Annotated in this window: 16 protein-coding genes; 2 read left to right on the plus strand and 14 right to left on the minus strand. The window is 36.7% G+C overall.

Going from position 1 to position 14,530, the window contains the following annotated elements:
* Positions 1 to 64: 64 nt before the first annotated feature.
* Genes B9T27_RS14090 through sugE form a run of 3 tightly spaced genes read right to left on the minus strand, consistent with a single transcriptional unit; the run spans position 65 to position 1,615 of the window.
* On the minus strand, positions 65 to 718 hold the full coding sequence (locus tag B9T27_RS14090; RefSeq protein WP_086207439.1) for a nuclease-related domain-containing protein: 654 nt from the start codon (positions 716 to 718) through the stop codon (positions 65 to 67).
* A gap of 57 nt (positions 719 to 775) precedes the next feature.
* Entirely contained in the window at positions 776 to 1,255 is a 480-nt protein-coding gene (locus B9T27_RS14095) for a methylated-DNA--[protein]-cysteine S-methyltransferase (RefSeq protein WP_086207440.1), read from the minus strand.
* A 42-nt stretch (positions 1,256 to 1,297) separates the two neighbouring features.
* Positions 1,298 to 1,615, minus strand: coding sequence for a quaternary ammonium compound efflux SMR transporter SugE (sugE, locus tag B9T27_RS14100; RefSeq protein ID WP_086207441.1), 318 nt, complete (start codon positions 1,613 to 1,615; stop codon positions 1,298 to 1,300).
* A gap of 296 nt (positions 1,616 to 1,911) precedes the next feature.
* Between sugE and B9T27_RS15110 the strand changes: the two genes are divergently transcribed.
* Positions 1,912 to 2,175, plus strand: coding sequence for a hypothetical protein (locus B9T27_RS15110; protein WP_228146226.1), 264 nt, complete (start codon positions 1,912 to 1,914; stop codon positions 2,173 to 2,175).
* Between the two features lie 333 nt (positions 2,176 to 2,508).
* On the opposite strand, the gene B9T27_RS14110 is transcribed toward B9T27_RS15110, so the two are convergent.
* The 4 genes from B9T27_RS14110 to rpe all read right to left on the minus strand — a co-directional run bounded on the left by B9T27_RS14110 (position 2,509) and on the right by rpe (position 6,811).
* Positions 2,509 to 3,414, minus strand: coding sequence for a copper resistance protein B (locus B9T27_RS14110; RefSeq protein WP_086207442.1), 906 nt, complete (start codon positions 3,412 to 3,414; stop codon positions 2,509 to 2,511).
* Positions 3,401 to 5,212, minus strand: a complete 1,812-nt coding sequence (locus tag B9T27_RS14115; protein ID WP_086207443.1) for a copper resistance system multicopper oxidase — start codon at positions 5,210 to 5,212, stop codon at positions 3,401 to 3,403. Before B9T27_RS14115 ends, B9T27_RS14110 begins: the two co-directional genes overlap by 14 nt.
* Before the next feature lie 42 nt (positions 5,213 to 5,254).
* Positions 5,255 to 5,737: a hypothetical protein gene (locus B9T27_RS14120; RefSeq protein WP_213033024.1), complete on the minus strand. Its 483-nt coding sequence runs from the start codon at positions 5,735 to 5,737 to the stop codon at positions 5,255 to 5,257.
* Between the two features lie 387 nt (positions 5,738 to 6,124).
* A complete protein-coding gene (gene rpe, locus B9T27_RS14125) occupies positions 6,125 to 6,811 on the minus strand; it encodes a ribulose-phosphate 3-epimerase (RefSeq protein ID WP_086207445.1) in 687 nt (228 codons plus the stop codon).
* A gap of 197 nt (positions 6,812 to 7,008) precedes the next feature.
* On the opposite strand from rpe, the gene B9T27_RS14130 reads away from it, so the two are divergent.
* A complete protein-coding gene (locus B9T27_RS14130) occupies positions 7,009 to 7,287 on the plus strand; it encodes a DUF2218 domain-containing protein (RefSeq protein ID WP_086207446.1) in 279 nt (92 codons plus the stop codon).
* 15 nt (positions 7,288 to 7,302) lie between these two features.
* On the opposite strand, the gene B9T27_RS14135 is transcribed toward B9T27_RS14130, so the two are convergent.
* From B9T27_RS14135 to tsaB, 7 genes are all read right to left on the minus strand, one after another.
* A complete protein-coding gene (locus B9T27_RS14135; protein WP_086207447.1) occupies positions 7,303 to 8,388 on the minus strand; it encodes a M48 family metallopeptidase in 1,086 nt (361 codons plus the stop codon).
* A gap of 19 nt (positions 8,389 to 8,407) precedes the next feature.
* Positions 8,408 to 9,514 carry a YjgN family protein gene (locus B9T27_RS14140; RefSeq protein WP_086207448.1) on the minus strand — a complete coding sequence of 369 codons (1,107 nt, stop codon included), beginning with the start codon at positions 9,512 to 9,514 and terminating at the stop codon, positions 8,408 to 8,410.
* Positions 9,515 to 9,723: 209 nt separating this feature from the next.
* Positions 9,724 to 10,560, minus strand: a complete 837-nt coding sequence (gene fghA, locus B9T27_RS14145) for an S-formylglutathione hydrolase (protein ID WP_086207449.1) — start codon at positions 10,558 to 10,560, stop codon at positions 9,724 to 9,726.
* A gap of 13 nt (positions 10,561 to 10,573) precedes the next feature.
* Positions 10,574 to 12,019, minus strand: coding sequence for a C13 family peptidase (locus B9T27_RS14150; RefSeq protein WP_086207450.1), 1,446 nt, complete (start codon positions 12,017 to 12,019; stop codon positions 10,574 to 10,576).
* A 134-nt stretch (positions 12,020 to 12,153) separates the two neighbouring features.
* Complete coding sequence (locus tag B9T27_RS14155; protein WP_086207451.1) at positions 12,154 to 12,960, minus strand: class I SAM-dependent methyltransferase; 807 nt, start codon at positions 12,958 to 12,960, stop codon at positions 12,154 to 12,156.
* Positions 12,954 to 13,778: an undecaprenyl-diphosphate phosphatase gene (locus B9T27_RS14160; protein WP_086207452.1), complete on the minus strand. Its 825-nt coding sequence runs from the start codon at positions 13,776 to 13,778 to the stop codon at positions 12,954 to 12,956. Before B9T27_RS14160 ends, B9T27_RS14155 begins: the two co-directional genes overlap by 7 nt.
* Before the next feature lie 15 nt (positions 13,779 to 13,793).
* Positions 13,794 to 14,459 (minus strand): tRNA (adenosine(37)-N6)-threonylcarbamoyltransferase complex dimerization subunit type 1 TsaB, encoded by a 666-nt coding sequence (gene tsaB / locus B9T27_RS14165; protein ID WP_086207453.1) that lies wholly within the window; start codon positions 14,457 to 14,459, stop codon positions 13,794 to 13,796.
* Positions 14,460 to 14,530: the final 71 nt, after the last annotated feature.

Here is a 14,530-nt window from a genome sequence, read left to right on the forward strand (position 1 = left end):
TGATCTATTGTTTAAAGATTACTGTGACAATTTATTTGGAATTTAGCTATATTTATTGCTCAGACTATTGTGATACCTCGCTATGCTGATTTTTTAAATTTCGCACATGCTGACGATCAGTTTGAAAAGATCGTACCAATGCCTCTTTTTCAAGTTTTAATTGAATACGTTTTAATTTTGTCTCAGTTAAAATCTGTTGATCAAATTGTTTAACGTAATTGATCCAATCTCGTCCTATAAAAACTCGCTTCGGAATTTCAGTTTTAAATTCACAACCCTGATGAAAGATCACAAAAGAATGGATCATCTCTGGTTCAATCACATCTTCCAATATTTTTTCAATCGCTTTCACATGTCGATAATTTTGATGTAAGGGATTCTGAAATTTATAGGCTTGTTTATAAATTTTTTGTGTCCATGTCTTTTGACGCTCACTACCAAAAATCCAACCGGTATAATTTTTAGTTTCAATCACAAAAATACCAAATGGACTGATTAAGACATGGTCAATTTGCGTGGTTCCCTGATCATCGTTAAAGGTCAAATCATGTAAATCGATATAACGACTATCCAAATACTTTGAGATTTGAACTTTAACTGCAAATTCACCCACTTTACCTTTAATCTTGGATTTAAATACTCTAATGCAGGTGAAAATTATAGAAAATACAATGACCATCCAAAATAATGGCATGATTGCACTAATGATTTGAGACATAACTTTCCCTAAAAGTTTATTGGTTTATTTTTAATAAGTTAGGGAGATTATATAAAATTATTTTGACTCTAACTTTAACAAAATTTCTTTATTTTCTAAACCACCAGCAAAACCTACCAATTTACCATTTACCCCCACCACTCGATGACACGGCGCAATAATCGAAATCGGATTTTTACCATTGGCTGCACCCACAGCACGAACGGCTTTGACATTACCAATTTGTTCAGCAATCTGCTTATAACTACGAGTTTCACCAAAAGGAATCGTTAATAAAGCCTGCCAAATTTTCTTTTGGAATTCTGTACCTTGAAACTTTAAAGGCAAATCAAACTGAGTACGCTGACCAGTAAAATATTCACTCAACTGTTTTTGAGTTTCTAGCAAAATTGGATGTTTTTTATCTTCGACCAATTCCGCTAAACGTACGCGTTTAGGATTTTCATTTTCCCACAGTACAGCAACAAGTGCCTGATCATTGGCAACCAGTTTCAGTAAACCCACGGGAGAAGCCATTTCAGTAAATACTAGTTTCATCAACTTCTCCCATAATTAAATAAAAACACTTTTACAATAATATTAAGATGATGACAGCTTCATCAGTACTAGACCCGCAACAATTAGCACCGCAGCCAACATTCGCATTGCTGTTGCAGGCTCACCTAATATAAAAATACCAATCAGGAATGAACCGACTGCACCAATCCCCGTCCATATTGTATACGCAGTACCTAGTGGTAAGCTTCGCATTGCATACGCAAGTAAACCAAAACTGAGCACCATAAATACAAGTGTAATAATACTTGGGGTTAACTTACTAAAGCCTTCAGACATTTTCATTGAATATGCCCAAACCACTTCAAATAAACCCGCTAAAATAAGAACAAACCAAGCCATGATGCCTGCCTCCAGTTAATTAGAGTCAGGTCGTCCTGACGAATTTTCTCATTAATCTTAATTTAAGAATAATGAGGGAGGTCGTTCCTCCTTAATGATTTGATGATTATATAAAAAAAGACATTATAAATAAGGACAAATTACATTTTTCGACTAAAATTTATGCGTTCACTTCTTCTTTTTTCTTAAGGCGCATCTCTATAATTATTTTATGAATCAAAAATTGACTGAGAATTCGGAAAATGAAACATACATATTGGGGATAGATTTCTGAAAAGTGGGCTGGTTTTAGTTCAATGACTCAGTTTGTACATTCACTTTTTAATAAAAATAAATCAAAAGAAGTCTTTTTAGGAGATGAGTTTGATGAAAATAGTGATGAAATTGAAAATTTTCCTACAGAAGATCAATTATTAGATGAATGTGAAAAAACCTACCGAGCATTCTTATTCAAGATTGAAGATCATTTGCATAACATTCAAAAAGAAGCTTTTGAACGCGATCAAAACTGTATGCGCCTTATTATGAAAAGACTGAAAAATCGGGTCAAAACTCTTTAAACTTTACAGATATAAATTATTATAATACATATATTTAGACCATATTAAGTTTAAGAGTATCAACACCGCATACCCTTCGAATTTTAATCCACTATGATTAGATACTGAGCATGACCTTGAATTTAATTTAGAAAATAATGTACTGGTACACGTGGGGGGAATTGCGGATACTTGAGTCAAATCAAGAGTAGATACCTTATATAAGTTTTCACAACCTTTTCACTTTCCTCGTAAAAATATGAATTAGAAAAATTTTATACAAGAAGCCTTATAAAATGCCACTTTAGTAAAGTGGCATTTTATTGACTGCTTCAAATTAGGATAATTAAAACCTTAGAATTTAAATCTCAGCCCAACACCATAGTTCCAACCTTTTTCAGAAGAGGATATATCCTGCCAAGCTGTTTGCTGATTACCTTTAGCATAAGCATAAGCTACATCAATATATGGCATTACTTTCTTATTGATTTCATACCGAGTTTCTAGCCCCACGGTAGCACTGCTTAGACCAGTTTTTTGTGCATACTTAGAATCATCACTAAATACAACATCAAGCTCAAGATAAGGCTTTACAATCAATTTTTGAGTTAATAAAAGATCTCGCTCTGTTTCCAGACTGAATCCTGAAAAATTGTCTTCACCTGCATACAAGTAAGCATCTGTTTCAAAAAAATATGGAGCCATACCATGTAAACCAAATACTCCATCTAATTTTTCTTCAATATCTTTACGATCCTGACCTAATTCAACTTTTTCATAACGATAACGTACACCAGCCTGAGCATCCCAAAAATCTGAAATCATACGACTGTATAAAACTTTAGCATCAAATTTCATATCCTCAGATTCATGTTTATCTGCATGCAATTTAATAAAAATTTTATTTTCATCTGTCCCAATGCGGGTTTCCAATTTAGATTTTAAAGCGCCGCTACCATCTTCATTGACTAACCATTTATTATCTACAGTGGTTACTGCATAAATTTGCGCACCATGTTCTTTACGGTGATCGTGACCTTGGTGTGATGATTCAGCATCATAGTCTCGCGATGTTGTCACCATTTCATGCATTGAATGATCAGTCTTGTCCGTTACCACTGAATTATTTGAACTTACATTCGTAGCGGACGCTGAATCTGAGATCCCCATCTGATGCCCTTCGTGTGCAATGGCTAAACCACTGCTCATCGCAATCGAAATGGTCAGAACTGATTTTGAAAAAAGATTAATGATGCGCATGTGAATCTCCCTTCATTTCAGTTGATGGTACTGTCTTTGATTCCACATTTTGATTCAGTTGCAGTGCTTTAATTTTCTGAGTAGAAACCGCTCCATCTGTCACATTAGCAACAATCAACTTATTCATCATTCCTGCACTCATATGATATAAAAGATGACAATGAATCGCCCACTCTCCCAATTCATCAGCAGTCAGCAATGTAGTCACCGTTTTACCTGGCGGTACAATTACAGTATGTTTGTTGGGCATATCTGCAGATGCTTGACCATTTTCAAGTTGCATAAACATGCCATGTAAATGCATCGGATGCGCCATCATACTGTCATTAATAAATTTCACTCGGATTCGTTCACCATATTTGACTTTTAAAGGTTCAGCATCACTGAATTTTTTACCATTAATTGTCCATATATAGCGTTCCATCGTCCCACCCAAACGAATCACTAATTCACTTTCCGCTTCACGGGTATCCGTTTGTGGTGTCAATGCTTTCAAATCACTATATTGTAATGCCTTATCACCTTTCGGTGTTGAAGCATTGGCCCATCCGTATACCACAGTATTGTTTTGCTTTGTCGACGTGGGTTGAGTATTTTCATGTTGTGAATGATCCATTGCTTGTAGCTCTGCATGGTTCATCTTTGAGTGATCCATGTCTTGCATAGATTCTTTACTCATCGAGCTATGATCCATTTTAGAGTGATCCATACTCGTACTTCCATGCCCCATATCATCCATCGTTAATAATGAACGCGGACGTGGTTGTGGCATATGAATACCATGTCCCATTGGAGTATTTTCATTATGCAAGGTTGCAATTGCGAAGCCTGAACGATCAATAGATTCTGCTTCAATTTGATAATGCCCTATTTGTGGCTCGACAATCACATCATAAGTTTCTGCTGTTCCAATTCGAAACTCATCTACTGGTACAGGTTTTACAGGCTGCCCATCCGCTGCTACGACCGTCATTTTTAAGTTTGGAATACGTACATCAAAAAATGACATCGCCGAAGCATTGATAAAGCGTAGTCTTACTTTTTCATTGGGCTTAAACATGCCTGTCCAATTTTGTGTAGGTGTTTTTCCATTCACTAAAAAGGTATAACCAGTTACATCAGACAAATCAGTTTTTAACATCCGCATCTGATTCCACATTTTACGGTCAGACCATGTTGCTTTAACGCCATCACGTTGTGCTTGCTTCCAGATGTCACCTAGCGTTTCACGCTGATCTTGATAGTATTCTGCTGATATTTTTAGATTTTTTTGAATTTTATCACTGGTTTGATCATGAAAATCTGACAACATCACCACATAATCACGATCGGCCTTTTCATGGGCTGCCAATGGCTTTTTATCTTTCGGATAAATGACTAAAGAGCCATATAATCCGTCCTGCTCTTGTCCTTTAGAATGCGCATGATACCAATAGGTTCCACTTTGGCGAACTTTGAATTTATAGACAAAATCACCATTCGGCTTAATTCCGTTAAAACCATTAAAACCGGGCACACCATCCATTAGGCCAGGCAGTAATAAACCGTGCCAATGAATAGAAGAATCTTGATTTTTTAAATGATTATGTACATGAATAACCGCATCATCACCCTCTTCAAACTCTAAAAGTGGTGCAGGAAATTGGCCATTTACAGTAATGCGTTTGACCGGCTTACCTGTAATATTGACCGTACCTTCGGCAATATTGAGATGATATTCTTTAACTTCTGCAAATACCCATGTAGATGCAGAGAGACACAGTCCTAAAAGCAGGGTTTGCTTGATATGAATAGACATAACTTAACCTTAATATTTAAAAATAAAATGAATTTTAAAAAATTAGGCTAAGTTTTTAGGAGGGCGTAAAATTTCTTGCCAATGCCCAGTAAGATGCTGAGCTTGATAATCATGACGTAAAAATTGATTTTGATAAACCAGTAGAGGCTGAGTCAGCTCAACAGTCGTAGCATTCAACCATACAATCATCGCTTGACATGCCATGAGGCTACAATCTGGGCACTGTTGATGTTGTATTTGTCCTGCATCTGATACCGATATGCAAGTCGCATTCAATGCCATACTGCTTAAATCTGCGGATACTATCTTGTTCGGAATTATCATCTGCTGACAATGACTGCTCATCTGTGCAGCTGACATATTTGACATCTCATGTTCAGTGCTTAAAGAATTACCGCTGGATAGATCACGGTTTAAATTCTCTAGATGAACTTGCTTCATCTGCTCATGTTGAATCTGCATTACCAGATGCATACTCTTCGTTGAAGCAACAGACACACCACTCCACCCTATGATGAAAATCATAAGACAAACAAACCACACCTGTTTGCAGAGCTGTATGAACAAAATAGAACCTATGGTCATATTTATGATGAATAATCAGAGCATAGCCAATAAATTTCGGATTAGCAAATCTGTGATTTTATATTTTAAACCAAAATTGCAAACTGATAAAATTTAAACAGCAGAATTATTAACCATAGATGAATAATACAACACTGATTTAGCAACTATTTACGATGTAAAAAGAGCTCACTTGAGCCCTTTTTATACATATTTTGTCTGTATTATAAACGATTGATCTTGTTTTGATTAATCTATACTCAACTTAACCACACCGTTATCAACATGGTTATCCATAGAGTTATCTCCAGACTTATCCACAAAGCACAAAGTTAGTCTGTGAAAAATCTAAACGCTCACTGAACCGACTTTCGCAAGTTCAGAACGCATTTCATCAATTACAGCTTTATAATCAGGTTTGCCAAAAATTGCAGAACCCGCAACAAACATATCAGCACCTGCTTCTGCAATTTCACGAATATTCGCAGGACCAACACCACCATCTACTTCCAAACGGATATCACGGCCAGATGCATCAATAATTTGACGCGCTTTTCGTAATTTATCTAAAGTTGTTGGAATAAATTTTTGACCGCCAAAACCAGGATTGACACTCATAATTAAAATTTGATCTACTCGATCCAAAACATATTCTAAATAATGTAATGGTGTTGCAGGGTTAAAAACTAGACCCGCTTTTGCACCACCATCTTTAATCAACTGCAATGAGCGGTCAATATGATGCGATGCTTCTGGATGAAACGTGATGATATCTGCACCAGCATCCAAAAAGTCACCAATCATACGATCTACAGGTGAAACCATTAAATGCACATCAATTGGTGCTTTGATCCCATATTTTTTTAACGCCTTACAAATACCTGCACCAAAAGTTAAGTTCGGCACATAGTGGTTATCCATCACATCAAAATGGACAACATCTGCACCTGATTCAAGTACGTTATCGACTTCTTCCCCTAAGCGAGCAAAATCTGCAGATAAAATTGAAGGTGCGATTAAATAAGGCTTGGACATGGAATAACCTAGCTGTTAATTTTTTGATATGCTGATTATAGCAAACTTGGCTTGTTTCGACTTTTCAAATCTAGATTCTTTTTAACAGTCAAAAATACAGTTAAATAACGCAAAAATGCAACTGAACGTTCTATTTTAACCACACTATTCCAATCCAAATTTTGCTAAATTAGTAATTCGAACAAAGGATCAATAAAATGAAAAGTCATACTTCTATTCCCACTCTTGAAGCAAAGCGCATCGCGAAAAGACTACTCAATCATTGGAAACATAAATTTAAAGTCACCGAAACAGAAACTATCTTTAGTATTTTTATGCCTGAAACCACTATTGTCTTAACTGCTGAAACAGATAGATTAATTGTCGATTTAAACACGCAGCTTGAAGACTATACGCACATAGAACAAGTTGTACTTGATCACCTTAATCGTATGGCACAACAAGAATTCAGCGTAGCATGGCAACATCAAACTTGATTAACTATGAGTCATTTATTGAGCAGGCTGTCGATGCGTTACAAATGGATGTTGAGTTTCGAAAGCACGCACCATTTTGATTCGTTCTTCAGTCGCGGGATGCGAAGATAAAATAGTTAGGGTCTCTGAGTCTTTGTTTTTCGACTCTTGCTGATGTTCTTTATGCATCTCAGCCGTTCCATCATTTAAACGTTGTAAAAAATTGGCAAAATGGGAAACTTCAATCTTTTGTTGCTGCATCAACTCTAATGCATATAGATCGGCATCTTGCTCAAACTGACGAGAATAACTCGCACCTAGTAGTGCCACTGGAATCGTAGTCAATACATCGGAACTATCGCCTGTGATCGCAATATAGAGCACACTAAACCCTAAATTAGACAAGCCCTGCTGCAAACTATGTCGTTGGATTAAATGGCCTTGTTCATGTGCCAATACAGCTAAAATTTCTTGATCGCTATGTGCCAGCTCAACCAATTCATCGGTCACGATAATCGTATTATTGGGCAAGGCCAAGGCATTAGCACCTAGCCTTTGACCATTACGGAAAATAAGGTTTGCTGGATGCCCTTGTGCAATTTTATTCAAATATTGAGTTTTAATTTGTTGTCGCTGACCTGCAGCAAGTTGTGTTGGTTTAGTCCAATCCATCACATAGACTTCGGCTTGGTCACCCAATTGATGCAAGGTATTTTCTGGTAATTGAAACGCGACTATTTTAGCTGCCCAAGGAATTCCCCATTTCAACACAGAGAATCCCAATGCAATTATAAAGATCACACTAAAAACAATTAATGCTGGCGTTCTTTCTAATACTCCTATTTTTTGCTGAAAATTTTTATGTTTGAGTGGTAACCATTCTGGAATTTCATTGCTCAATAATTCAATTCGAGCATCATTATCCAATTCAATCACTGGATGTTTCTTACCCAACGCTCCAATCAGCGTCATATGCTCTATTTTAAACAGTTGGCTTTGTCTACCGTTGTTTACAAGATCATGATATCTGACTATCACTGAATACTGATCTACAGCCATTAATTCAGCTTGATATGCTTTCGACAGCACCCCATCATAAAAGATCACGGAAACAGATTGCATATAACTCTATCTCCCTTATTTATAATGAAATATCTAAATCAAAAATATCACTAATTTCGTCAGCAATCGCGTTATGGTCTGTTTGCAATAGATTCGTCATTTGATCTGGATCATCGTATAAATGTAAACTTAATGATTCAACCTGATATTTATATAAACGAATTGCAGCCCAAGCTGACATTAAACCTATGCTTAAAATTTTTACGATCCAATTGCTTGCGACAATCCAAGCATAATGCCATTGGTTACAATCAGTTTTAAATTGACTCTTGCTCAGCGTAGTATTGTTCCAGGTTATAATAAAAATTCGGGCTTGTATCAGTGGTCTAACAAAAAATAAAATACCGATATAAATTCCTAAAAATATCCATATACCTGATTGAGTTAAATTAATATTATAAGAAATATTCATACCTAGAATGATGAGAACGAATAATATAAGAATTCCGATCAATATAAATATGGGAATATATACGGCAGACATATAAGCTGACCATGAATTGTTTAATTTAAATTTTAATTGTCCTGCATAAAGATGATTCAATAAATAACGCTTGTATAGCCAGATCACTACAGGGGTAAATAAGCCCAATGTAAAAACTATAATGAATAAGGCAAGGAAAAACTGCTTATAAGCTTCTTTATTTGTACCGTTAAAATAAAAGCGACTATTGGCATATTTACTATTACGCGAAGTAAAACGAATGGTTGACCTTAATAACCAAGGCAGTACCGAATAAATAAACAGACCACCAAATACAGCGATGGTCATTTCTATATATCCAGCAAGAGCAAATGAAGCCCAAATACTCAGCGCAATTAAACGACCCATTAAAATCTTTGTGGGTAATCCAGTAAAATCAAAAAAACGTTGGAAAAATTCGGTATGGCTATAAAAATATCTGAGTCGTCTTACTTTCGCCCATGGTGCATACAAACTTAAAGTTGCAATTGTCAGCAGAATATTCACCATCCAAATGCCAAAATATTCCATGGCTTCACCATGAAATTTGAATCGGTATACTTTACCTAAATCTGGGCTTTGTTGCGGAAGCTTTGTAAATCTAGATGACGTAATATCAAGATGCTGTGGTTCTGAAAAAATCTGCACATGTTGTTGTTGCATTATTTTCTCTTATTTTTTAGGTTTTAAGAATAAATAGATTGAGCATAAATATTTTATATTTTTAGTTTATATCGTTTTAGATGAATAATAAATAGTCAAAAAATCAAACCACTGTGCTAAACATCTCTTCTGCCTTTCTTTATTTCCTATACCAACAAACTGTATAAAAAACGAATGTTATATCAGATATCTAGCACCAGTTGAAGCCATCACTTTTGTAGTTGTAAGGCATGAAATTGTAGATGATCATCCATGAAGCTTTGAATGAAATAATAACCGTGATCATAACCAGCATGTAATCTTAACGTCAGCTTTTGTCCAACTTTATTACAGGCTTGCTGATATTTTTCAGGCTGTAGCTGACTATAAAATTGATCATTCAGTCCTTGATCAATCAAAACTTCAGCAAATTTTTGCCCCAATGTTAAAACTAACTGAGTCGCATCATGCTTTGCCCATTCAGCCTGATCACTGCCTAAATAGTTTGAAAATGCTTTATGCCCCCAAGGACAATCACTAGGTGCACAAATAGGTGCAAAAGCAGAAACTGATTTAAATTTTTCAGGATATTTCCATGCCAATGTTAAAGCACCATGCCCTCCCATTGAATGCCCGAAAATTCCAAGTGCATTTTGTAAGATAGGAAATTCTTGTACAATGAGCGGATAAAGCTCATCAACAATATAACTTTCCATTTGATAATGCTCAGCCCACGGCTGTTGAGTGGCATTTAAATAAAAGCCAGCTCCTTGCCCCAAATCCCAAGACTCGGCTTGTGCAACATTATCTCCACGTGGAGATGTATCTGGTGCAATTAAAATTAGCCCCAATTGGGCTGCCAATCGTTGTGCATGCGCCTTAATAACAAAGGTCTCTTCAGTACAGGTTAAACCAGCCAAGTAAAATACTGCGGCACATTTGTGCCCTTGCAATGCTTGAGGTGGTAAATATACAGCCACCTTTGTCGTACCATTCAGCGCATGAGATGCAATTTGATAAATACGTTGCTCGCCATCAAAACAGCGATTGGTTTGAATAAGCTCCATCACATTTCCCTTTTTATTGGTGAGCAACTTTTAAACTTTCTGGATGTGTTTTCTGAGTTGTTGCTGCTGTCGGCTCTAGTTGATTGACTGATTTCACATTGGCTTGAGGGAATAAATGCTGTTCTAATTGTGGCAACATTAATTCCATATTTTTACCAATCACCCATTGTGGTTCTGATGGTTCAAAACCTTGGGCATTTTCCCATTTCGCAACCGTTTCAGCCGCTTGGTTAAAGGCTGACTTAATGGTTTTTTGTTCACGCATGGCCTGATCAAAGAACGCACGACCAAAATAAGTATAATCGGCTTCATTTGAACACCCAAAAGATGCCCGATCTGCGGCAGATGCGGTAATAATTAAAGTATCAGGAGACTGTAACGCAGGTACAAAACTACCGGAATAACAAGCTGAAATCACAATCACTTTCCAGCGAATTCCCGATTTATCTAAAGTTTCTCTTAACCATTTTGGATCAACATCATCCAAAGCAATTGGATCATTTTCCATTTCAAATTGATTCGGTAAACCATGTGAGGTCATATATAAAAATAAGACATCACTTTCTTTATTCATTTGCTGTCCAATACGACGCAACGCTAATTCCATACTGGTTTTAGAAGCAATTGGAATTTCAGTCAATGTTTCAGGATTATTTACCAAGTCTATCGAACGACCAAAAGTCCCAAACCGAGTATCAAACTGTTCTTTAATTCGTTCTATTTCAAATTTGAAAACATCTTGATAACTCACCCCAGCCACACCTAAAAAATACCAATGTGTCTGTGCAAACTCACCAAATTGAATCTGTTCAATCGATTTATTTAATAGGCGACTCTGCGTATAAAAAGCAGTTTCAGATAATGTCGGTGGAGACTCCTCAACCTTCCATATCGGTTGATCTTGAACAGACATTTGCCACACAATTAAAGTGAATAAGGTTGCGAGCATAATTAAAGCACGCTCCCACCATGGCCACTTTAGCTCACGCGCAAACACCCAAACGACAGCTAAACTTTGCCAAACAAATAACACCATAAAAATGATGGGTAAATAATCATAGGTAAAGTTAGGAAGAAAATCTAAACTTCCCAAATACTGAATAAAACTTTGTAATAGCGCAATATGTGTGTCAAGTACCAACCACAACAAGGTTGGAACTAACATCAAGCGTGGATTGTTAGTTCGTTGAGAAAGGAAAATACCGACAATCAGGGCAATAAAAGGCCATAACGCATAGCTGACGAGACCTTGTTTATTAAATACGCCACCATCGCCTGCGACCAACCAACTAAATAAGGTATTCGCACTAGCGCCTAAAATCCCCCAAAAAATAAGTTGGAGAATGGATGGTCGAACGATTTGAAGCGATTTTCGAGACCCTAAAAATAACCACAAACCTGCACGTTGGTTACTTTTTAAATCATGCCAGAAGTTAATCGAGGGTTTAAGGTCTATCATAGAAATTCTGTTCAGGCAGAAGGCTTTTATCAGCCTATCCTAGTGTATGCTCGGCTAAATTTTTATCAATGCTACTTTGAACTATATAACAATTTTTTGACTATTTTTAACTCGATTACCAAATTACTCAATAACTATTTAGAAAAATAGGCATCAAAACGACATGCATCACCTAGCCATTGATGATCTGGAGTTCGCTCAGCTAAATATACGGCCAATCTCGGGCGTTTCACAATGACTCGCTTAGCAAGTTGTATTGCCAATTCAAGTAAATCATCACCCAAATCCATTTCACCATCCTCAGGTAAAAGTAAATGTAGCAATTGCATTTGTTTTTTGACTTGTGCTTGTTTTTTTATTGCCTGTTGATTTTGATCTCTTTGTGGAAACATCGGATCTAGATATATCACATCAAAATGATGGTCTTGCTGAATTTGCTGTTGTAAGTATGCTGCTGAATCTGAAAACACCAAATTAATTCGCTCAACCACTTTAGCTAAGAATGGATCATGTTCGTTTTGACGTTTTGAATCTTCCAACAAAGTAAATAAAATCGGATGCCGCTCGATTAATGTCACCTGTGCACCCAAATATGCCATCAGTAAACTGTCATGACCCAGTCCAGCTGTCGCATCAATCAAATTTGGTTTTTCTGCTAAATTACAAGCTCGAGCAATCATTTCAGATTTGAGGCTTGCCCTTTTTAAGCGTGCACTTTCAGCTTTCCAATCAGGCTGCATTTTCATGCCATTGGCAGAAAGCCACAAGCCTTGCTTATCTACACACAATGCTAATTCAGGATTTAAACGTAAAAATCGAGCATTTAATTGTTCAATGACATCAATATTTACATCAACCAAACGTGAAGAAAGCACAGCTTGATAGTGCTGTGCTTTCTGTAAATTGTCTGGTTCGGTAAATAAGCGAATTTCGCTTACCATAATTTCCAACCTGTTAAAGCAAAAAGTAAAATGATTAAACCAGATACAATACGATACCAAGCAAAAATCATGAAATCACGCTTAGCAACGTAAGCAACTAAAGCACGAATGAGAATAAGAGCAGAAACAAATGAAACAATGAGACCAACAAAAAATACTGTCCAGTCTTGGGTAGTTTCATAAATATGATAATTTTTATATAAATCAAGTAAGCCTGCGCCAACGATGACAGGAATACCTAAAAAGAATGAAAACTCAGTAGCCGCTTTGCGTGAAATTCCCAACATCATGCCGCCAATAATGGTTGCACCAGAACGCGAGGTTCCCGGAATTAATGCCAAGACTTGAATTAAACCAATATAAATCGCTTCTCTTAAAGAAATATTTTCGACTTCTACTGCATTGACTGCTGGCGGATTTTTTTCGACCCACCAAATAATCACACCACCCACAATCAAACCAATTGCAACAGAAATATCATTAAACAATAATGCCTTAACGGTTTCACCAAAAGTTAAACCTACGATCATAATTGGAATAGATGCAACAATCAGACTCACCCCAAGATGTCTTCCTTTTTTTTCACCAGTGAGCAAACCCGTGGCAGCGCCCCAAAGTTTGGCCCAATATTCATAAACGACGGCAAGAATCGCTCCCATCTGAATAGCGACAACAAAAAGATCACTTTTTTCTTTGGTCCAGAAATTCATCAATTCAGCAGCAAGAATTAAATGCCCTGTACTAGAAATGGGTAAAAACTCAGTGACGCCTTCAACAATACCCATGATGGCTGCTTTAAGGAGCAGTAAAAGATCCATGTGTTTTCCTAAATATTATGGTTTACCTTGTTCTGGAATTTTTTTCCAAGCATTATCACGCAAATAAACAGGCAATGCGTATTCTGCACTTACCCATTGCTGTTGCTTTGCATTGTATCTTGCAATTTCTGCAATATCGTCCGCATTTGCATGAATATACTGGTATTCTGTAGCTTCAGGCTTAATTAAAACTGAACCAGAACCAATGAGTGTAAATTTTTGATATTCAGCAGCTTGGTCATAATCGAGTAATTTTTCTTCATCGACCAATTGCATAATATTATTCTCATCACATTGAAAACTAGCTAAATACACTTCTTTCATCCGTGCATCCAAAACGGCAGTAACAGCCATTAATTTTGCTTCACGATAAGCCGCTTGTGCCAATGCCTGCAAGGTTGATACAGCAATAACGGGTAAATCATTTGCCCAAGCAAGAGCTTGTGTCACTGCAGCATTAATTCGAACCCCACTAAACGAACCAGGTCCACGACTAAATGCAATCGCGGTCAAATCAGTCAATACCAAATTCGTATGAGCCAGACCTTGTTCAATCAACGGCAAAATAGTTTGCGTTTGTGCTTTTGCTCTTTCATCTAGCTGAAAAAAAAGTGTTTGTGTTTCATCAACTATAGAAACAGAACACTGCTCATTGGCAGTTTCCAATGCCAGCAATTTCATGCACAACCCAACTATCTTAAAAAGTGCGAGTATTCTACTCCACTCATTTTAATAGCGCGAGAAATTCTAGA

The organism is Acinetobacter sp. ANC 4648 (assembly GCF_002135345.1).
GTDB lineage: Bacteria > Pseudomonadota > Gammaproteobacteria > Pseudomonadales > Moraxellaceae > Acinetobacter.